The organism is Nocardia concava NBRC 100430 (assembly GCF_000308815.1).
GTDB lineage: Bacteria > Actinomycetota > Actinomycetes > Mycobacteriales > Mycobacteriaceae > Nocardia > Nocardia concava.
This window is the reverse complement of sequence record NZ_BAFX01000080.1, coordinates 14,781-32,670: the sequence shown is the minus strand read 5'-3', so window position 1 is coordinate 32,670 and position 17,890 is coordinate 14,781. Positions and strand designations below refer to the sequence as shown.

The 17,890-nt window shown below is 68.6% G+C and carries 20 protein-coding genes; 11 read left to right on the top strand and 9 right to left on the bottom strand.

Features of this window, described 5'->3' with window-relative positions:
* The first annotated feature begins 12 nt into the window (after nt 1-12).
* Nucleotides 13-723 carry a DUF4333 domain-containing protein gene (locus ON43_RS18165; protein WP_040808999.1) on the top strand — a complete coding sequence of 237 codons (711 nt, stop codon included), beginning with the start codon at nt 13-15 and terminating at the stop codon, nt 721-723.
* A gap of 153 nt (nt 724-876) precedes the next feature.
* Nucleotides 877-1,284 carry a hypothetical protein gene (locus tag ON43_RS42590; RefSeq protein ID WP_051178627.1) on the top strand — a complete coding sequence of 136 codons (408 nt, stop codon included), beginning with the start codon at nt 877-879 and terminating at the stop codon, nt 1,282-1,284.
* A gap of 20 nt (nt 1,285-1,304) precedes the next feature.
* Here the strand turns inward: ON43_RS42590 and ON43_RS18155 are convergent, their stop codons facing one another.
* Together ON43_RS18155 and ON43_RS18150 are read right to left on the bottom strand one after the other, a co-directional pair.
* The gene (locus ON43_RS18155) at nt 1,305-2,273 is read right to left on the bottom strand and encodes a 5'-3' exonuclease (RefSeq protein WP_040808997.1); all 969 of its coding nucleotides are present in this window, start codon (nt 2,271-2,273) and stop codon (nt 1,305-1,307) included.
* A 46-nt stretch (nt 2,274-2,319) separates the two neighbouring features.
* Nucleotides 2,320-3,894 (bottom strand): deoxyguanosinetriphosphate triphosphohydrolase family protein, encoded by a 1,575-nt coding sequence (locus tag ON43_RS18150; RefSeq protein ID WP_040808995.1) that lies wholly within the window; start codon nt 3,892-3,894, stop codon nt 2,320-2,322.
* 241 nt (nt 3,895-4,135) lie between these two features.
* Here ON43_RS18150 and ON43_RS18145 point away from each other — a divergent pair, with 241 nt between their 5' ends.
* Nucleotides 4,136-5,266, top strand: a complete 1,131-nt coding sequence (locus tag ON43_RS18145; protein ID WP_040808993.1) for a M24 family metallopeptidase — start codon at nt 4,136-4,138, stop codon at nt 5,264-5,266.
* Between the two features lie 14 nt (nt 5,267-5,280).
* On the opposite strand, the gene ON43_RS18140 is transcribed toward ON43_RS18145, so the two are convergent.
* Both ON43_RS18140 and ON43_RS18135 read right to left on the bottom strand, forming a co-directional pair.
* A complete protein-coding gene (locus ON43_RS18140) occupies nt 5,281-6,438 on the bottom strand; it encodes a serine hydrolase domain-containing protein (protein WP_040808991.1) in 1,158 nt (385 codons plus the stop codon).
* Between the two features lie 125 nt (nt 6,439-6,563).
* Entirely contained in the window at nt 6,564-6,992 is a 429-nt protein-coding gene (locus ON43_RS18135; protein WP_040808989.1) for a PPOX class F420-dependent oxidoreductase, read from the bottom strand.
* Between the two features lie 67 nt (nt 6,993-7,059).
* On the opposite strand from ON43_RS18135, the gene ON43_RS18130 reads away from it, so the two are divergent.
* Nucleotides 7,060-7,821, top strand: a complete 762-nt coding sequence (locus ON43_RS18130) for an SDR family NAD(P)-dependent oxidoreductase (RefSeq protein ID WP_040808987.1) — start codon at nt 7,060-7,062, stop codon at nt 7,819-7,821.
* A complete protein-coding gene (locus ON43_RS18125; protein WP_051178649.1) occupies nt 7,818-9,083 on the top strand; it encodes a bifunctional cobalt-precorrin-7 (C(5))-methyltransferase/cobalt-precorrin-6B (C(15))-methyltransferase in 1,266 nt (421 codons plus the stop codon). The genes ON43_RS18130 and ON43_RS18125 overlap by 4 nt, the downstream gene beginning before the upstream one ends.
* Here ON43_RS18125 and ON43_RS18120 read toward each other — a convergent pair.
* On the bottom strand, nt 9,080-9,589 hold the full coding sequence (locus tag ON43_RS18120; RefSeq protein ID WP_157514099.1) for a hypothetical protein: 510 nt from the start codon (nt 9,587-9,589) through the stop codon (nt 9,080-9,082). The two genes, ON43_RS18125 and ON43_RS18120, sit on opposite strands and share 4 nt — an antisense overlap.
* A 407-nt stretch (nt 9,590-9,996) precedes the next feature.
* Here ON43_RS18120 and ON43_RS18115 point away from each other — a divergent pair, with 407 nt between their 5' ends.
* Both ON43_RS18115 and ON43_RS42585 read left to right on the top strand, forming a co-directional pair.
* Nucleotides 9,997-10,479 (top strand): nitroreductase family deazaflavin-dependent oxidoreductase, encoded by a 483-nt coding sequence (locus ON43_RS18115; RefSeq protein WP_083913508.1) that lies wholly within the window; start codon nt 9,997-9,999, stop codon nt 10,477-10,479.
* A 65-nt stretch (nt 10,480-10,544) separates the two neighbouring features.
* Nucleotides 10,545-11,429 (top strand): alpha/beta fold hydrolase, encoded by an 885-nt coding sequence (locus tag ON43_RS42585; RefSeq protein ID WP_157514098.1) that lies wholly within the window; start codon nt 10,545-10,547, stop codon nt 11,427-11,429.
* A 39-nt stretch (nt 11,430-11,468) separates the two neighbouring features.
* Here the strand turns inward: ON43_RS42585 and ON43_RS18105 are convergent, their stop codons facing one another.
* The gene (locus ON43_RS18105) at nt 11,469-11,918 is read right to left on the bottom strand and encodes a MarR family winged helix-turn-helix transcriptional regulator (RefSeq protein WP_040808985.1); all 450 of its coding nucleotides are present in this window, start codon (nt 11,916-11,918) and stop codon (nt 11,469-11,471) included.
* 137 nt (nt 11,919-12,055) lie between these two features.
* Between ON43_RS18105 and ON43_RS18100 the strand changes: the two genes are divergently transcribed.
* Both ON43_RS18100 and ON43_RS18095 read left to right on the top strand, forming a co-directional pair.
* Complete coding sequence (locus ON43_RS18100; protein WP_040808983.1) at nt 12,056-12,418, top strand: DMT family transporter; 363 nt, start codon at nt 12,056-12,058, stop codon at nt 12,416-12,418.
* Nucleotides 12,419-12,456: 38 nt separating this feature from the next.
* Nucleotides 12,457-12,777, top strand: a complete 321-nt coding sequence (locus tag ON43_RS18095) for a DMT family transporter (protein WP_040808981.1) — start codon at nt 12,457-12,459, stop codon at nt 12,775-12,777.
* Between the two features lie 83 nt (nt 12,778-12,860).
* Here ON43_RS18095 and ON43_RS18090 read toward each other — a convergent pair whose 3' ends face one another.
* Nucleotides 12,861-13,475, bottom strand: coding sequence for a TetR/AcrR family transcriptional regulator (locus ON43_RS18090; protein ID WP_040808980.1), 615 nt, complete (start codon nt 13,473-13,475; stop codon nt 12,861-12,863).
* 110 nt (nt 13,476-13,585) lie between these two features.
* Between ON43_RS18090 and ON43_RS18085 the strand changes: the two genes are divergently transcribed.
* Nucleotides 13,586-14,587 carry a Rieske 2Fe-2S domain-containing protein gene (locus ON43_RS18085; protein ID WP_051178621.1) on the top strand — a complete coding sequence of 334 codons (1,002 nt, stop codon included), beginning with the start codon at nt 13,586-13,588 and terminating at the stop codon, nt 14,585-14,587.
* The gene (locus ON43_RS18080) at nt 14,587-15,672 is read left to right on the top strand and encodes an NAD(P)H-dependent amine dehydrogenase family protein (RefSeq protein ID WP_040808978.1); all 1,086 of its coding nucleotides are present in this window, start codon (nt 14,587-14,589) and stop codon (nt 15,670-15,672) included. The genes ON43_RS18085 and ON43_RS18080 overlap by 1 nt, the downstream gene beginning before the upstream one ends.
* 7 nt (nt 15,673-15,679) lie before the next feature.
* Here ON43_RS18080 and ON43_RS18075 read toward each other — a convergent pair whose 3' ends face one another.
* Nucleotides 15,680-16,858: an AI-2E family transporter gene (locus tag ON43_RS18075; protein ID WP_083913507.1), complete on the bottom strand. Its 1,179-nt coding sequence runs from the start codon at nt 16,856-16,858 to the stop codon at nt 15,680-15,682.
* A gap of 71 nt (nt 16,859-16,929) precedes the next feature.
* Nucleotides 16,930-17,865, bottom strand: a complete 936-nt coding sequence (locus tag ON43_RS18070; RefSeq protein WP_157514097.1) for an SMP-30/gluconolactonase/LRE family protein — start codon at nt 17,863-17,865, stop codon at nt 16,930-16,932.
* Nucleotides 17,866-17,890 lie beyond the last annotated feature (25 nt).

The following is a 17,890-nucleotide window of genomic DNA, read 5'->3' as shown; positions in this document are numbered from 1 at the left end:
TGGAGGCAAGCAATGAGCGGCCCGTACGGACCGAATGACGCCCCTCAAGGGGGAGGCAACGATCCGACGCAGCAGTGGGGTGGGCAGCAGCCCGCGCCCGGCGCCGGACCGACTCAGCAATGGGGTGGCCAGCAGCCCGCGCAGCCGACCACGCAGTGGGGCGATCCGTCCCAGCAACAGCCGCAACAGCAGCCGTGGGGGCAGAGCCAGCCGCAGCAACCGCAGCAGCAGCCGTGGGGACAGTCCCAGCCGCAGCAGCCGGTCCAGCAGCCCTGGGGTCAGAGCCAGCCGCAGCAGCCGGTGCAGCAGTGGGGGCAGTCGCAGCCGCAGTGGCCGCAGCAGGGTCAGCCCGGTCAGCAGGATTGGAACCAGCAGCCCGGTCAGCAGTGGCCGCAGCAGCAGGCGCCCGCCAAGAAGAAGACCGGCCTGATCATCGGCATCGTGGCTGCCGTCGTGGTCGTGCTGGCCGCGGCCGGTGGTGGTCTGGCCTGGCTGCTGAGCAAGGACCAGCTGGACAACAAGGCCGTGGCGACCGGTGTGCAGAAGGTGCTCAAGGACTCCTACGGCATCGACGACGTCCAGGACGTGAGCTGCCCGTCGGGGGAGAAGGTCGAGGTCGACAAGACCTTCGACTGCACCCTCAAGGTGGGCGGCGAGGCCAAGAAGGTGACCATCAAGATCACCAAGGATGACGGCACCTACGAGGTCGGCCGTCCGAGCTGATTTCTCGCCGGTAGCTTGACGGCCAATTGTGTTGGGCCCGGGCGTGATCGATGAGATCGCGGCCGGGCCTTCGCGATTGCCGGGGGTTGTCTCGTTTCCTGTCGCGAGTACAGTGGGCGGAAATTCTCTACTTGATCGTGATCGGGGGGAGTTATGAACCTGACAGTTCGAACCATCGGCTGGACCGCGACCGTGGCCGCGGTGGCCGCCGCCGGACTGGCGTCGGCACCGTTCGCCGGGGCCGAGGGTGCGACCCCGATGGTCAATGACTGCATCAGCGGCAAGACCGACGTGCAGCCGTCGAGCATGGTGCTGGCCTGCGGGGACGGCGGGCTCAGCGTCCGCGATATCACCTGGAGCAGTTGGGGACCCGATACCGCCGAGGGCGACGGCACCGAGTACCGGCGGGTCTGTCAGCCGAGTTGCGCGGCCGGGAAGCTGGCCAGCGGCGGCACCCACATCACGCTGCGGAAATTGCAGGACGGATTCTTCACCGAGGCGGCCATCACCGATCTCGACGGCAAGCCTGAAACCTGGCCGGTCGGGCCGCTACGGCACTGACCGGCCCTCGGGTGTCGTCCTCAGCGCTTGGCCAGGGCGGTGATCAGGCGCTTGACCGGGCTCTCGGCGTTGTAGGCAACGGCCAACTGCGCCAGTCGATCCGGATCGGCCGGGAGGCGGGCCAATAGGTCCGGGCCGGAGTAGTCGACCTGGGCATCGCGGACCACCCGGACCACGGGAGCCGCGGCCTTCAGATAATCATCGGCGGCAATGAGTTTGGCGCGCACGCCCTTGGCCATATCCGAGTCCGGGTCGGCGGCCGCGGCGCGCAAGTCCTCGACAGAACCGTATTTGGAGATCAGCTGAGCGGCGGACTTGTCGCCGATGCCCGCGACACCGGGCAGGCCGTCGGAGGCGTCGCCGCGCAGCGTGGCCATATCGGCGTAGGCCGGGCCCGCGTTCTGTTCGGGCACACCGTATTTCGCGGACACCTCGGCCGGGCCCCACAGCTCCGCCTTGGCCAGGCCGCGGCCGACGTAGAACACGCGCACCGGAGGGGCCGGGGTATCGCGTACGAGCTGCAGCAGGTCCCGATCGCCGCTGACCACGATCACCTCGTCGGTGCTCTCACGGGTGGCGAGCGTCCCGATCACGTCATCGGCCTCGAGGCCCACGGCCCCGGCGGTCGCGATACCGGCGGCCTCCAGCACCTCCATGATCATGTCGACCTGCGGCGTCAGCGTGTCCGGCACTTCCTCGAGCTCCACCCCGTCGGCCGAGACGCCGCCCTCCTCGGCGACGCGATGCGCCTTGTAGGAGGGCACCAGATCGACCCGGTACTGCGGCCGCCAATCCAGGTCCAGGCACACCACCAACCGGCTCGGCGCATGCTGCTTGACCAGGGCCGCGACCATATCGGTGAAGCCGCGCAGGGCATTCACCGGTCGCCCGTCGGGTGCGGTGATCTTGTCCGGGATCGCGTAGAACGCCCGGAACCACAGACTCGCCCCATCGAGCAGCAACAGCGGACCGGCGGCAGGGTTGCTCATAGCGCACGACCCTACCGGGACCGGCCGACATCCAGGCGCACGGCGGCTAGAGCACGTACATGTCCGACCACGGTTGGGAGCTGCGGCCGGACAGGGCGTCGAGCAGCGCGGCGGCCTGGCCGTCGGTCAGCGAGGCGACGAAATCGATGACCGCGCGTCCCCGCGCCAGCTTGCGGATTCGCTCCATGCCGCGCGGAATCTCATCCGCGAGGCCGATGACGGACAGGTCGGTGGCGGCGAGGGCGCTGTATTCCTCTTCGGCGCGTTCGGCCAGGTCCTGCAGCCGGTGCGGCAGCCGTTTGGCCTCGTAGCGGTCTTCGAGCCAGTGGTCGAGGGCCTCGACGAGGGCGGTGATCAGCTGGGCCTGCCCGCGCTGGTGTAGCGCGAGATCCGGTCGGAGCAAGACGAATTGCTTGTGGACGAACTTGAGCACCTGGACTTCGTGCCACTGCGCGGGACCGAGCATCACATGCCCGGATCGAGTCGGCGGGTCCGGCACCACGGTGATGCCGGATACCAATCTCGTTGTCCAACCGGCGGAGAACCTGCCGACGGTCTGCTCGGCCTCGGCCGACCCGTCGAAGGGTGTGGCGAGCAGCCCGTCGACCAGTTCGGCCGACACCCGCGCCACGGCGGCGGCGAAGGCGTCGTCGTCCACGATCCAGGAATCGCGGTGGTGGAGCCGGCGGCGCAGCAGTTCGAGCGAGCAACCGGGCCGCCGCGACCGCTTGGCCAGTTCGGCGCGGTCGAGTTCGGCGAGTTCGCCACGGCTGGAACGCCATTGGTCGAGCTCGGCCGCGATGGGCGCGTATTGCAGCACCCCGATGCGGTGGAAATCCTCGAGATCGTGGATGGCGTAGGCGATGTCGTCCGCGATATCCATGACCGATGCCTCGACCGTCTGCTGCCAGGAGGCGAGTTTCCCGTCGAACGGGGCTCTGGCCTGCGCCATCTCGTCCCACTCGGTGATGTAGACGGAGAACTTGCTCGAGCCGGTGCCCGGAGCATCGCTGGGCTCGGACGCGCCCCGGGGCGGTTCGGCCAGGTGACGGGGGTGCGGGTCGGGATGCGTCAGGCGAGTCCACGGGTATTTCAGGATCGCAGCGCGGACCGCGGCGGTCAGGTCGAGCCCGATCCCGCTGGGCCCGCCGGTATCGGCGGTGGTGACGATGCGCAGGCTCTGGGCATTGCCCTCGAAACCGTCCGGCAGGCCGAATCGGTGCCTGGCCAGGCGATCGAGCACCTGCTCACCGAGGTGTCCGAACGGTGGATGACCGAGGTCGTGCGCGAGTCCGGCGGCCTCGACCACGTCCGGATCGCAGCCGCCGAGCGCGTCCAGCAGCGGCGTCAGCCGGTCGTCGGCCGACAGGCGTTCCGCGATCGCCCGCGCCACCTGAGCGACCTTGAGGCTGTGGGTCAAACGGTTGTGCAGCAGGCTGGATCCGCTGGCGCTCACCACCTGCGTGACGCCGCCGAGCCGGGCGAAGAAGGGCGAGGCCACGATGCGGTCGCGATCCACCCGATACGGGCTCGCGGCGAGATCAGCGGTCGTCGGGTGCGCGGAATCGGCGGAGCCGCGCCAGCGCCGAACTGTCCGTGGGTCCGGGCTATCACCAATCATGGTTCGACCCTAGCCGCATCGGGTCGCTCCGAAGTGGCTGCTCGGGCGAGCGTGCTCGCCTGGCGCGAGGTTGTCGCGGTGCGGTGCTGCGGTGAAGGACACAGTGTTCGGGACGCCGTGATGAAAGGTTCTGTGGCGCAGTGGGGTCGGTGCGCTGTCAGGGTGGGTGACTCGGCAGTGGGGGTGCGAAGTTCGTCGGTGGCTGGAGGGTGGCGGGGGTCGGGGAGTAGCGTCGGACGGCATGAGCTCTCATGACGAGTCACGGTTCGCGGCGGAGGTCTACGGGGCGCGATTGGAGCGGGCGGCGGAGTTGACGCGCAATGCCCATCTGGACGCGCTACTCATCACACCGGGGCCTGACCTGCGGTTCCTGATGGGATCGCGGGCCCAATCCTTCGAGCGGCTGACCTGTTTGGTGATCCCGGCGAGCGGGGAGACGCCCTCGGTGGTGATCCCGAAGCTGGAGCTGGCCTCCCTGAAGGGGTCGGCCGCCGGGGAGCTCGGGCTGCAGATCGTGGACTGGGTGGACGGGGTGGACCCTTACCGCATCGTCCGCGGCGTGCTCAATGCCGGTGCGCGCGTGGCGGTCACCGATGTGATGCCCGCCCTGCACCTGCTGCCCATCGCCGAACAGCTTGGCTCGCTGCCGGTTTCGGCCACCCCGCTGCTGCGGGAGCTGCGAATGGTGAAGGATCCCAGCGAGATCGAGGCGCTGCGGCGCGCGGGCGCGGCGATCGACCGGGTGCACGCCCGGATGGGTGAGTTCCTGCGCCCCGGCCGCACCGAGGCCGAGGTGGGCGCGGATATCGCCGCCGCAATTGTCGAGGAGGGCCACACCGAGGCCGATTTCGTCATCGTGGGCAGCGGCCCGCACGGCGCGGACCCGCACCACCTGGTGTCGGATCGCGTGATCGAGTCCGGTGATGTGGTGGTCATCGATATCGGCGGCCCGGTCGAGCCCGGTTACTTCTCCGATTCCACCCGCACCTACGTGCTGGGCGAGCCCGATGAGGAGGTCGCGGCCCAGTTCGCGGAGCTGGAACGTGCCCAGGCCGCCGCGGTCGCCGCCGTCCGGCCCGGCGCCACCGCCGAATCCATCGACGCCGCCGCCCGCGACGTGCTGGTGGCCGCCGGTCTCGGCGACTACTTCGTGCACCGCACCGGCCACGGCATCGGCCTGTCTGTGCACGAGGAGCCTTACATCGTCGCGGGCAATGACCTGGTGCTCGAGCCGGGCATGGCGTTCAGCATCGAGCCGGGCATCTACTTCCCGGGCAACTGGGGTGCGCGCATCGAGGACATCGTGATCGTCACCGAGGACGGCTGCGAATCGATGAACAAGCGGCCGCATGGGCTGACCCGCCTGGGCTGACGCGCACGGGGACTTCAGGCGCTCGCGTCGAAATCGGCCGCGTAGCGCCAGAAGTCGCGCATGGTCGTGTCCGGGGTCGGGCTGTCCACGCCCACCTGGGTGAGCAGGATGGCGACGCTGCCGGTGGACGGGACCAGGTACGCACAGGTTCCGGTGCCGCCGACCCAGCCGTAGCGGCCGGGGACGTTCCACGCTTCGATCGTGGCGATATCCACCGTGCCGCCGCAGCCCCAGCCCTGCCCGCCCAGGAACAGGTCGCCGTAGGCGCGCGTGGCCGGGGTGGTGTGGTCGGTGGTCATCAGGCGAACGGAGTTGGCGGAGAGCAGTTTCCGGCCGTCCGGGGTGGCACCGTCGGCGAGCAGCATGCGGGCGAAGCGCAGCCAGTCCACAGCGGTGCCCACGAGACCGCCGTGGCCGAGGGCGAACGCGGGCGGAGTACTCCACTGGCCATCGGGCGCGTCGGCGAGTTCGAAGCCGGTGGCAGCACGGCGGTAGTAGCTGGTGAAGCGATCGCGCTTGGCGTCGGGAACGCTGAAACCGGTGTCGGACATGCCCAGTGGCTCGAAGATCCGCTCCGTGAGGAACTCGGGCAGAGCGCGGCCGGACGCGCGGGTGATGAGCGCGCCCTGCAGCACCGAACAGGTGTCGTAGAGCCACGCGGTGCCCGGCTGGGCCAGCATGGGCACCGCGGCGAGTTCGCGCAGCCACGCGTCCATCGCCGGATAGCTCCGCGGTTCGCGCCCGTCGCGCTGCACCGGGAACAGCGCCTGGATCGCGGGGAGTTCGAAATCGGAGGCCCAGCCGTACCCGGCCTGGGAGCTGAGCAGGTCGAAGACCGTGATCGGGCGATGCGCCGGCACCACCTCGTCGATCGGGCTGTCCGGGGTGCGCACCACCATCGGGTGCGCGAGCTCGGGCAGCCAGGGCGCGACCGGATCGTGCAGGCCGAGGACCTCGTCCTCGACCAGCATGAGCAGGGCCGCCGCGGTCAGCGGTTTGGTGATCGACGCCCAGCGGAACAGCGAATCGGCCGCCATCGGCACCGTGCCACCGGTGTGGGCGAGGCCGACCGCGGCGAGCTCGACTCGATCGCCGCGCGCGAGCAGCCCCACCGCACCCGGTACGCCACCGTCGTCGACGTGTGCCTGCAACACCTCTCGAAGCGTGGACATGGTTCTACCTTCCCTCGTGCGCACTCGGGAGAGGTGACGATCTCTGCGCCCGAAACTCATCGGCAGCACCCCGAACTGATCGGTTGCGCCGCAAACTGATCGGCGCAACCGATTCCGGGCGGGGGTCAGTGATCAGCGGCGGGGGCGTCGGTCTTGAAGACGCTGCTGGCCAGCACGCGCTGGACGTCGATGGCGATGACGACACGGGTCGGGTTCTCACGGGGCTGGCGGTAGCGGCCCGCGTAGCGCTCCACGGCGTCGGCGACCGAGGCCGGATCCTCGAGAATGGTGGCGGGACCCTCGAGGGTGAGCCAGCGCGGACCGTCGACCTGGCTGACCGCGGCGTAGCCCGAGCGGCGGACATTGTTGACCTTGACGGAGCCGTCGTTGGTGATGATGCGCGCGATCCCGGCCTCGGGATCCCAGGTGAAACCGACCGCGACCACGTGCGGGGTGCCGTTGGCACGCAGGGTGGTGAGGGTGGCCAGGTGACGCTCGGTGACGAAGTCGGCGGCGGCGGGGGACAGTTCGGGGCGGGCGGCGGTGCTGGTCATGATTCGACGCTAGCAATCCCCGGTCGGGCGCACCGGACGGCGGTGCCCGGGTGGCACACTGTGGGCCATGGGTTTCGGATCGCGGGACGTCGACAAGGGCGTCGTGCTGGTGCTGGGTGGACGCAGTGAGATCGGCCTCGAGGTGGCGCGACGGTTGTCGCCCGGCCGGGTGGTGATTCTGGCGGCGCGGGGCAGCGACCGGTTACAGGAGCAGGCGCGCGAACTGGTGATCGCCGAGGCGGCGGCGGTGCACTGCGTGGAGTTCGACGCCGACGATATGGGCAGCCATCAGCCGCTGCTGGAGAAGATCGTCGCCGAGCACGGGCGCATCGGGGTCGCGGTGGTGGCGTTCGGGATCCTGGGCGATCAGGCGCGCGCCGAGGAAGATCCGGCGCACGCGGTCGAGATCGTGACCACCGACTACGTGGCGCAGGTGAGCGTGCTGACCAGCCTGGCGAATCTGCTGCGCGAGCAGGGCGACGGGCAGATCGTGGTGTTCAGCTCCATCGCGGGCGTGCGGGTGCGGCGCGCGAACTACGTGTACGGCTCGGCCAAGGCCGGATTGGACGGGTTCGCGTCCGGGCTGCAGATGGCATTGCACGGCAGCGGAGTTCACCTGCTGATGGTGCGGTCGGGATTCGTGATCGGGCGCATGACGGCGGGGATGAAGCCGGCCATCATGTCCAGCACCCCGGACTCGGTCGCTGACGCCGTGGTGTCCGGGCTGTACCGGCGGGCGCGAAATGTCGATGTGCCGCGCCGGATTCGGTTGCTGTTCACGGCGATGCGGTTCACGCCGTACGCGCTGTGGCGGCGGGCGCGGCGATGAGCGGTACCCCGAGACAGGCTGTCGGCGGATACGGACCCGAGCGGCCGCTGGTCGTAGTCGGGATCGGGGCCGACGGCTGGGACGGCCTGGGCGGCGCGGCACGGCGCGAAATCGCCGACTGCGAGGTATTGCTCGGCTCCGCACGGCAATTGGCGCTGATTCCCGAGGGGATGACGTCGGCCGAGCCGGTGCCGTGGCCCTCGCCGCTGGTGCCCGCACTGCCGGGACTGCTCGAACGCTACGCCGGACGCCGGATCGGTGTGCTCGCCAGCGGCGACCCCATGTTCTTCGGCATCGGGGTCACACTGACGAAACTGGTTGGCGCGCAGGCACTGCGGGTGCTGCCGCAACCCTCCTCGGCATCGCTGGCGTGCGCGCGGCTGGGGTGGGCGCTCAACGAGACACCGGTCGTGAGCGCGGTCGGCCGTCCCGTGGAGACCGTGCTTCCCGAATTGTCCGGCGGGCGCAGGGTTCTGGTGCTGAGCTCCGATGAGCACACGCCCGCGCAATTGGCGGATCTGCTGGTGCGCAACGGGTTCGGCGACTCGGCGCTGACGGTGCTCGAGCAGCTCGGCGGGCCGGGTGAACGCATGCTGAGCGGCACCGCCTCGGGCTGGGACCACGCGCCCGGGGACGCCCTCAACATCGTCGCCGTCGACTGTGTCGCCGACCCGGCGGCACCGCGGCTGACGCGGATTCCCGGCCTGCCCGACGAGGCGTACGGCGGCGACGGCCAGCTCACCAAATCCGAGGTGCGCACCCTCACGCTGTCGGCGCTCGCGCCCGCGCCCGGGGAACTGCTCTGGGATGTCGGCGGTGGGTCGGGCACCATCGCCATCGAATGGTGCCGCACGAATGCTGCCTGCCACGCCATTGCCTTCGAGCGAATGGAGGCGCGCCGCAAGCAGATCGCCGCCAACGCCACGAGTCTCGGCGTGCCGCGTATCGAGGTGCGCGAGGGTGCGCCGGATTCGTTCGCGGGAGCTCCGGTGCCGGACGCGATCTTCATCGGTGGCGGGCTCACCCAGGACGGCATGTTCGAGGCCTGCTGGGAGCGGCTGCGGCCCGGCGGGCGACTGGTCGCCAGCGCGGTCACCGCCGAATCCGATGCGCTGCTGCTGCGCCTGGCCGAACGCCACGGCGGTGCGCTGCGCCGCTTCCAGATCTACCGCGCCGAGCCGCTGGGCGGATTCACCGCCTGGCGTCCGCAGCTGCCGGTCACCCAGTGGTCGGTGGTGAAACAGCCGATGGCGCAGGGCTAATAGGGGAGGGCGAGGGGACCGGGTTCGAATACCGTCACCAGCACCACGAGGTTGCCATAGGGGGCCGAGCCGTTGGCCATTCGGTGCGCCATGCGCGCGAGCGAGGTGCGCCACCTGTATTTCGCCTCGATCTCGGCCTGCACACGCGGCACGAGTGTGCCCGTGCTGACCAGCCGCGCCAGCCCCTGCAACTGACGGGACCCGACCACGGGATTGCCCCGCCAGTCCCCGGGCTGCACCAGTACCCGGCCGTCGTGCGCAAGCTGCTCGGATTCCGCGGCGTACGAGGAGGTCCGGAACGCGAGCCCGTTGTCGCCGATCGGCACCACCAGCCGCGGCGTGGTCACCAGTTGCCGCGGGCCGACGGCTCTGGTCACCAGTACCGTCTTGGCTTCGAGCCACATCCGCGCCGCGGGCGAATACTGCCGCGGTTGCGGTACCGGGATGGCCGCGGTCTGGGCGAACTGCGTCCGGGCGGCCGCCGGGTCAATCATCAGGTCTGTCATCGCCTTCGATCCTTCCGTGCCGAAATCCATCTGGAATCGGTGTTGGGCGCGGAGCGAACCGGAGAAGGAAGCCCTCCCACGACGGTTGCCGTGTATTCGCTCAATCTGGCGACGCGACCTTTTCACTGTGTGTCCACGCCATGGCCCAGCGCAAGCGCGACACACAGGGCGGCCCATCGATGTTCGCCACACGACCACCGTCGGCCACCCTGCCCCAACACATCTCGATCGGCCGCAGCCGATCCCCTTCGATACTCCAGAAATTCGCGCACCCTGGCAACGACACTGGTCAGACGGTCGCAGCGGCGTAGCCGAGCGATCGCTCTATCAAGACCGACTGGTCTGAGCACTCTTTCGGCGCACGACTCTCGCCCATGGAACAGGCCCCGGTGCGGTTTACTGGCTCTATGGCATTACTGGGCCGGTTCGTCTCGGCTGTCTCGCAATTCGCGAACAGCCGGGGCGTGTACGCGGGGCGGCGGTCGACCAAGATTCATGCGCGCGTGTATCGCTGGAGTCGCGGGCGGCTGGGCGGACGAATGCCCGGGCACCCGCAGGGGCGAATCCTGTTGCTCGAGCACGTGGGAGCCAAGAGCGGGATCCGGCGGACCTCGCCGCTGATGTACGTGGCCGACGGGGCGACGGTGGCGGTCGCGGCGTCGAAGGCGGGACAACCGGAGCATCCGGGGTGGTATCACAATCTGCTCGCGCATCCGGAGACCACCATCGAGCTCGGTGGTGAGGTGCGGGCGGTGCGCGCGCGGGTGGCGGACGAGGCCGAACGCGACCGGCTGTGGCCGCGATTCGTGGCGATGGTGCCCGACTTCGAGTTCTATCAGCGGCGTGCCGCGTCGCGGACCATACCGGTCGTCATTCTGGAACCGCGCTAGCGCCACCACGTTTGGAACATGGTTGTTTGACCTGTTGGCGGCCGGTTTCGCCTAGGGTGGTCGGCGTGAGTGCCGCCGCGTCGCGAACGATTGCTTTGCCGCACTGCCGGGTGAGTTACGCCGAGTACGGTGCGGGACAGGGAATGCCGGTGCTGTACTGCCACGGCGTACCCGGAACACATTTGGAGGGTGAGGCTTTCGACGAAGCCGGGATCGCCGCCGGTATACGGGTGATCGCGGTGGACCGGCCCGGAATGGCCGAATCCTCGCTCCCGGCGGGGGAGCGGGTGGCCGATTGGGTCGACACCGTGGCCGCGCTGGCGGATCGATTGGCGCTGCCGCGCTTCTCGGTGATCGGGGTCAGCGGCGGCGGGCCGTACGCGCTCGCCATCGCGGCCCGGCTGCCCGAACGGGTCACCGGTGTCGCGCTCGTCTCCGCGCCCGCCCCGGCCGGTGAACAGACCGATGCCGCCGAGCTGGATCCCGTGGCGCGCAGGCGTCGCCGAGGACTGAATGTCCTGCGCCGCGTACCTTTCCTGGTCCACCCGATGGCCATGGAGATGTCCCTGGTCATCCGCCGCCACAAGGGCGTCGCCGGTCTCGTCGCCCAGATGGCCCCCGTCGACCGCGAACGCGTCGAGAGCGATCCCGAACTGACCGCCAAACTCGAGGACAACCTGCGCCGCAGCTTCGAACAGGGCAGCCGCGGCTTTGCCACCGACATCCGCCTGGTCTTCACCCGCGACTGGGGCTTCGAACTCTCGGATGTGGCTGTCCCCGTACAGATCTGGCACGGCGACGCCGACGGCAACGTCCCTGTCGACGACGCCCACCGCCTGGCCGGAGCACTGCCGAACAACCGTCTGCACGTCGTCCCCGGGGCCGGTCATCTCCTCTTCGTCGACCGCCCCGCCGACATCCTGGCATCCCTCGGCACCGACCGGCACTGAACGCTCGGCCGGCCGGGTGTCGTCGGAAAAGCCTGCGGATCAGGCTGTTTCGCGCGCGGCGGCCAGGATCGCGGCGATTGCCGGATCGGTGGCGGCGATCTCGTCGAGGGCGGCGGTGAGCGTCTCGTTGTAGGTGTCGCGGGCCTGCTGATAGCGGGTGCGCCCGGCGTCGGTGATCACCGTGTAGACGCCGCGCTTGTCATCGGGGCACAGGTCGCGATAGGTGAACTCGGCCGCGTTCAGGCGGCCGACCAGTCTGGTGACCGAACTCTGATTCAGGCCGATCTTGTCGGCCAGTTCCTGCATGCGCAGCTCATCGTTCTCGGCCTGGTCGAGGGCGCTCAGCGCCCGATACTCCGATAAACCCAGCCCGTGCCGACGCTGCAACGCGGTCGACAGCCGGTTCTCCACGTGCGCGTGCAGGATCAGCATGCGATTCCACACGGTGGCGTCGGCATGCACGGTCGTGGCCTCTACCTGCGATGACATCGACTCACTCCTCGAACTGACGGGCGGCCCGACGGGATTCCGGGACCGGCCTTGACACAAGCTTACATGTACATGCATGATCTTTCTCGCAAGGAAGTACTTGCACATACATACAACTACTGAGGGGATCGATTCCCATGGCCTGGGTCTACCTGCTCATCGCATCCGTCTTCGAGGTCGTCTTCGCGCTGGCGACCAATGCCACCCACGGCTTCACCGTCCTCGGGCCGTCGCTGCTGACCGCCGCCGCGGCCGCGGGCGGCATCTTCTTCCTCAGCCTGGCGCTTAAGTCGCTGGATGTGGGTGTCGGCTACACGGTGTGGACCGGTATCGGCTCGGTCGGCACCGTGGTCTTCGGGTCGGTGGTGTTCCATGAGGCCGTCACCCCCGCCAAAGCGCTGGCCTTTGTCCTGATCATCGGGGGAGTGCTGGGCCTGAAGATCGCCGACAAGCTCTCCGCCGCGCCCGCCGAGCAGCTCGACGCCGCACCCGTCGCCTGAAATCCGTTCCACCCGAATCTGTTTCGAGGAGCACCATCATGTCCTGGATCTACCTGCTGATCGCCGCCGTCTTCGAGATCGCCTTCGCGCTGGGCACCAACGCCACCAAGGGCTTCACCCGGCTGTGGCCCTCGGTCTTCACCCTGCTCGCCGCCGCGGGCGGCATCTTCACCCTCAGCCTGGCCCTGCGCACCTTGGATGTCGGTGTCGGCTACACGATCTGGACCGGCATCGGCTCGATCGGCACGGTCGTCCTCGGCGCGCTGATCTACAAGGAGAAGATCACCGCCCCGAAGGTCGTCGCCTTCGCCTCGATCATCGCCGGAGCCCTCGTCCTGCGCCTGGCCGCCGGAGCCTGATCGCCGAACCCGCCGGGGAATCCGCTGCGGTGCACTGCCTTCGGGCGCACCGCCGCGGATTCGGCGTATCCGGGGTCGAAATGTCAGTGCTCGAGGTAGGAGACGATGCCGCCGACGAGCGCGTCGAGGGCGTCGTCGAGATCGCCGTAGGTGCCGAGGGTGCGCTCGGAGGTGATGCCGCGCATGGCGGCGGGGATGAGGGCGGCGACCTTGCGGATCTTGACCGAGTCGAGTTCGAGGTCGGCGAAGGCGTGCTGGCAGGCGTTGTCCCAGTTGGGTTTCCAGGAGGCGAGCTCGGTAGCGGTGAGCGGGAAGTCGCGTTCGAGTTCGGCGTGATCGCGCGGCAATGCGGCGCGCAGGGTTTCGATCGCCAGCGATTCGGGCTGGCGCAGACCGGTGGCCATCGCCTGGATCAGGGCACGCACCCGCTCGTTCAAGGTGCCTTCGCGGGCGAGCCGGGCGGGCAGGTCGCCGCGCTTGTCGGCGGTGTGGCGCAGGACCGCGGCCCACAGGCCGTCGATATCGCCGAACTGGTATTTGATGACACCCCAGGTCGCGCCGATATCGCGGGCGATTCGGTTGCCCGACACCGCCGCCGGATCACCGGTGGCGAGCGAGGCGATGGCCGCCTCGAGCATGCTCTCCCGGGATCGGATGCCGCGCCGGTTCGCGCGCCGCGTACCTGCCGCCTCTGTCACGAGGCCAGATTGTAGCCGCTGACCTGGGAGATCAAGTTTGATAGAAGGCTCTTGTATTTCGTGTTCGCGGCTTCTACCGTGAATCACACCGATGGGCCCGGGAGGATCGAATGGCCAAACCGCCGCTGCCGATGCAGCCGACCGGCTGGTTCCAGGTGGCCTGGGGGAGTGAGATTTCGGCCGGGGCCGTGCACTCCATGAAGTACTTCGGGCGCGAAATGGTCGCCTGGCGAACGCATTCGGGGCAGGTCGCCGTATTCGATGCCTACTGCGAGCATCTCGGCGCGCACCTCGGCTACGGCGGCCACGTCGAGGGCGAGAACCTGGTGTGCCCGTTCCACGGCTGGGAGTGGAATCGCGAGGGACGCAATGTCTGCATCCCGTACGAGACGCACCCGAACAAGGGCCGCCGCATTCGCTCCTATCCGGTCGTCGAACGCAATGAGGCGGTGTGGATCTGGTTCGATATCGATGGCAGGCCACCGTATTTCGAGGTGCCGGACCTGTTCATGGCCTTCGGTGACGGCAAGACCGCCGCCGACTACTATCCGCCGGTCCCGACGGCGACGCTGTATCGGCCGGGGCTGGAATTGCATCCGCAGTACGTGCTCGAGAACGGCGTCGATTTCGCGCACTTCAAATTCGTGCACAAGACGCCGTTCGTGCCGGAGTTCACCCGCCACGACTTCTCCGGGCCGGTGTCCTATGTCGACTTCACCATCGCCTTCGACGCCGGGGTGACGCAGGATGACGTGCACAGCGGTGTCGAATCGATCAATGCCGGGCTGGGCTGCTCGATCACCAAGAGCTGGGGCATGGTCGACAACCGCACCATGCCGGCGGTGACACCGGTGGACGAGCACACCTGCGATGTCCGATTCACCGTGTGGATCGGCCGCAAACCCGGCGACGACTCCCTCGAACTCGGCCCGTACGGCAAGGCGATGGCCGACTACGTGATCGAGCAGTTCGAAGCCGATATCCGCATCTGGGCGCACCAGCGCTACTCGGACCCACCGGCGTTGTCGCGCAAGGAATTCGAGGGTTTCACCGCGCTGCGCGCCTGGGCGAGCCAGTTCTACCCCACCGAGGATCGAAAGGCCCTGTCCTGATGAGCAACGCGGCAAAGATCCGGGTCTTCCAGGTCGCCACCGGCAATGTCGGCAGCGAGATGATCGCCCGCATCCGCAATCACCCCGACCTGGAACTGGTCGGGCTGCACTGTTATTCGCCGGAGAAGATCGGCCGCGACGCGGGTGAGATCGCGGGCATCGGTCCGATCGGGGTGGTCGCGACCGGCTCGGTGCAGGAGATCATCGACGCCCGGCCCGATGTCCTGACCTTCCACGGCGTGTTCCCCGACGAGGACCTCTACGAGCGGGTGCTGGAAGCCGGAATCGACGTGGTCACCACCGCGGACTGGATCACCGGCTTCCACCGCGACACCAACCATCCGCATCCCTCGGGCCGCAAGGTCAGCGAGGTCATCCAATCCGCCTGTGAGCGTGGCGGTTCCACCTTCTACGGAACCGGCATGAATCCCGGTCTGGCTCAGATCCTGAGCATCGTGCACACCGCCGACGTCGCCGATATCGAGAATGTCACCGTCACCGAATCGGTCGACGTGTCCTGCCACCATTCGGTCGACACCTGGAAGGCCGTGGGCTACGGCCGCCCGATCGACGATCCGACCATCCCGGAGTCACTGCACAAGTACACCGCGGTCTTCGCCGACTCGGTCTACCTGATGGCCGACGCCTTCGGTCTCGAACTCGACGAGGTGGCCTTCCGCTACGAGCTCGGCGCCTGCACCAAGGACATCGATCTCGGCTGGTACGTCCTGCCCAAGGGCTCACTCGGGGCGAACTACATCAAATACCAGGGCATGGTCGACGGCGTGCCGCGCGTGGAGACCCACCTCGAATGGCAGATGACCCCGCACACCGAACCGTCGTGGAACATCAAGGGCTGCTACATCACCCAGGTCATCGGGGATCCGACGATCTACAGCAAGCATATGATCCTGCCGCCCAAGGGTTTCGACCTGTCCGATCCGGAGAACTTCGCCTCCATCGGCATGACCGTCACCGGCCTTCCGGCTTTGAACGCGATCAAATCCGTTGTCGCGGCGCGCCCCGGCATCATCACCAGTGCCGATCTGCCGTTGCGCGCCTTCGCCGGCCGCTTCAAACGCTGACCGCCGATCACCCCTTGCCGGATGCCGCCACCGCCGGATCTTGCACGTCGTAGCGGCGGACGTAGGCCGACAGGAAGGCCTGCGCGGTGGCCGTCACCGGAATCGCCAGCAGCGCACCGGTCGCGCCGAACAGCGCCGCGCCCGCGAGCACCGCGCCGAAGGCGACCGCGGGATGCATATCCAGGGTCGTGGCGGTGATGCGCGGCTGCAGGACGTAATTCTCGAACTGCTGATACACCACGATGAAACCGAGGATCCACAGCGCCGTCCGCGGATTGTGCGCCAGCGCCACCATCACCGGGAGCGCGCCCGCGAGGTAGGTGCCGACGGTGGGAATGAACTGCGACACCACACCCACCCACAGCGCGAGCGCGAACGCCGACGGAATGTCCAGCACCCGCATGGCGGCGAAGTGCGCCACCGCCGAGCAGAACGCCAGCAGCGCACGTGAATACAGGTAGCCTCCGGTCGTCTCGACCGCGATGTCCCAGGCGCGCAGCACATGCTGCTGGCGACGCGGCGGCAGCAGCGAGCACACCGCATTGCGGAAGCGCGGTCCATCGGCGGCGAAGTAATAGGTGAACAGCAGCACGCCCAGGCCCTGGAACAGCACGCCCAGTGCGGTGGTGCCGATACCCCACACATCCCCGGCCAGGTTCAGCGCCCACGATTGCAGTTTCGAACTCAGATCCGAGGAGCGATCGGTCAGATCGGTGACCGAGACTTCGGTGTGGAACGAGGTATTGACCCACACGACCGTGTTTTCGGTGTACTGGGGCAGATTCTTGATGAGCATGGTCACCTGCCCGACCACCAATTCGCCCATGGTCCAGACGAATCCGACCAGCACCCCGGTCACCACCACGAAGACCGACAGCGTCGCCGCCCCGCGCTTCCAGCCGCGCGCCGCCAGCCAGTTCACCGCGGGTTCGATGGCGAAGGCCAGGAACAGCGACACCACCAGCACCGTCAGCAGCCCGTGCAGTCGCATCAATGCCCAGAAGGTGATGACGACCCCCGCCACCGTGGCCGCCGCCAGCAGGTAGGCGCGCGGCAGCCAGGCCGGGAGCACCGCCGCGGCCAGCCGGTCGGGCGTGATCGCGGTGTCGTCCTTGGTGTCCGGGGGCGGCGGGCCGTCGTCCGGAGTTGGCTCGTCCGCTGCGCTGGTGGTCGTCTCGTCTGGCACACCGCCAACGTAGCGGCGTCGCGGCCCGATCCGTCAGCCCGGATCGGGCGTGTTGCGCGGTCGGCGGGTGCTCAGGAGCCGGAGCCGCTGGTTCGCAAGTGAACCCGGAGGACGTCCCCGCGGCCGGTGGCGACCATCAGGTCGCCGGAGTTCGGGAGCGCGGCCACCGCCGCCAAGGGGTCGCGGTTCAGCAGTGTGCAGGTGGTGCGGGTGTCGGGATCGGGATCCACGCGCAGGAGAGCGCCGGAGGTGGAGGCCACATAGAGGAATCCGTCCCGGCCCGCCGCGAGATCGTCGGCCAGCGCCGTCTCCACGGTGGTGCTCTGCCGGGCGGGGTCGGCGATCGGGATGCGCAGCAGTCGGCCCTGCGGGGTGAGGTAGACGGTGGTGTAGACCGAATCGCCGTGGACGGCAAGGCCGTTGACGCCGAACATCCTGGCCTGCGCGGACCACTCGGTGTCGATCGTGGCGTCGGGCCGGACCCGCAGTACCCCGATTCCGGTGTCGGCGACGTACAGATTGCCCGAGGTATCGAACGCGGCGCCGTTGGCCATGGTCAAACCGCTGACGAAGGGTTCGGCGACGGGCGTGGCGGCTGCCGGATCGAAGCGGACGACACCGCTGTCGTGCACGCCGGGTGCGAAGTTCAGCGAGTTGTCGCCGTAGACCACATACAGCAGCTGGTCGGGACCCAGGCGAATCGCGCCCGGTGAGGGCACCGGCACCGTCGCGGTGACCCGGCCCGCGGAGTCATAACGCTGCACCTCGTTGCGGTAGAGCCGCGCCACCCACAGATTGCCCTGCCCGTCGAACCCGAGATTCTCGGCCCAGTCCACGAACGGGATCACCGCGGTGGCGACCGTGGACACGGTGACGGACGGGCACGAATCCGATTGCGCCAGTGTGGTTGCCGGTGCGGCGACACCGACGGCCGCCAGCGCGAGCAGGGCCGCGCCCGCCGCCACGCCGCGACGGGACCGAGTGCGATTGTGGGGGAAGGTTTTCACGGTCGGTGATGGTAAGCACCGGCGC

What these genes read in the sequence shown, in the direction of transcription:
- ON43_RS18165 (WP_040808999.1), top strand. Translation starts at nt 13, where the DNA reads ATGAGCGGCCCGTACGGACCGAATGACGCCCCTCAAGGGGGAGGCAAC.
- ON43_RS42590 (WP_051178627.1), top strand. Translation starts at nt 877, where the DNA reads ATGAACCTGACAGTTCGAACCATCGGCTGGACCGCGACCGTGGCCGCG.
- ON43_RS18155 (WP_040808997.1), bottom strand. Translation starts at nt 2,273, where the DNA reads ATGAGCAACCCTGCCGCCGGTCCGCTGTTGCTGCTCGATGGGGCGAGT.
- ON43_RS18150 (WP_040808995.1), bottom strand. Translation starts at nt 3,894, where the DNA reads ATGATTGGTGATAGCCCGGACCCACGGACAGTTCGGCGCTGGCGCGGC.
- ON43_RS18145 (WP_040808993.1), top strand. Translation starts at nt 4,136, where the DNA reads ATGAGCTCTCATGACGAGTCACGGTTCGCGGCGGAGGTCTACGGGGCG.
- ON43_RS18140 (WP_040808991.1), bottom strand. Translation starts at nt 6,438, where the DNA reads ATGTCCACGCTTCGAGAGGTGTTGCAGGCACACGTCGACGACGGTGGC.
- ON43_RS18135 (WP_040808989.1), bottom strand. Translation starts at nt 6,992, where the DNA reads ATGACCAGCACCGCCGCCCGCCCCGAACTGTCCCCCGCCGCCGCCGAC.
- ON43_RS18130 (WP_040808987.1), top strand. Translation starts at nt 7,060, where the DNA reads ATGGGTTTCGGATCGCGGGACGTCGACAAGGGCGTCGTGCTGGTGCTG.
- ON43_RS18125 (WP_051178649.1), top strand. Translation starts at nt 7,818, where the DNA reads ATGAGCGGTACCCCGAGACAGGCTGTCGGCGGATACGGACCCGAGCGG.
- ON43_RS18120 (WP_157514099.1), bottom strand. Translation starts at nt 9,589, where the DNA reads ATGACAGACCTGATGATTGACCCGGCGGCCGCCCGGACGCAGTTCGCC.
- ON43_RS18115 (WP_083913508.1), top strand. Translation starts at nt 9,997, where the DNA reads ATGGCATTACTGGGCCGGTTCGTCTCGGCTGTCTCGCAATTCGCGAAC.
- ON43_RS18105 (WP_040808985.1), bottom strand. Translation starts at nt 11,918, where the DNA reads ATGTCATCGCAGGTAGAGGCCACGACCGTGCATGCCGACGCCACCGTG.
- ON43_RS18100 (WP_040808983.1), top strand. Translation starts at nt 12,056, where the DNA reads ATGGCCTGGGTCTACCTGCTCATCGCATCCGTCTTCGAGGTCGTCTTC.
- ON43_RS18095 (WP_040808981.1), top strand. Translation starts at nt 12,457, where the DNA reads ATGTCCTGGATCTACCTGCTGATCGCCGCCGTCTTCGAGATCGCCTTC.
- ON43_RS18085 (WP_051178621.1), top strand. Translation starts at nt 13,586, where the DNA reads ATGGCCAAACCGCCGCTGCCGATGCAGCCGACCGGCTGGTTCCAGGTG.
- ON43_RS18080 (WP_040808978.1), top strand. Translation starts at nt 14,587, where the DNA reads ATGAGCAACGCGGCAAAGATCCGGGTCTTCCAGGTCGCCACCGGCAAT.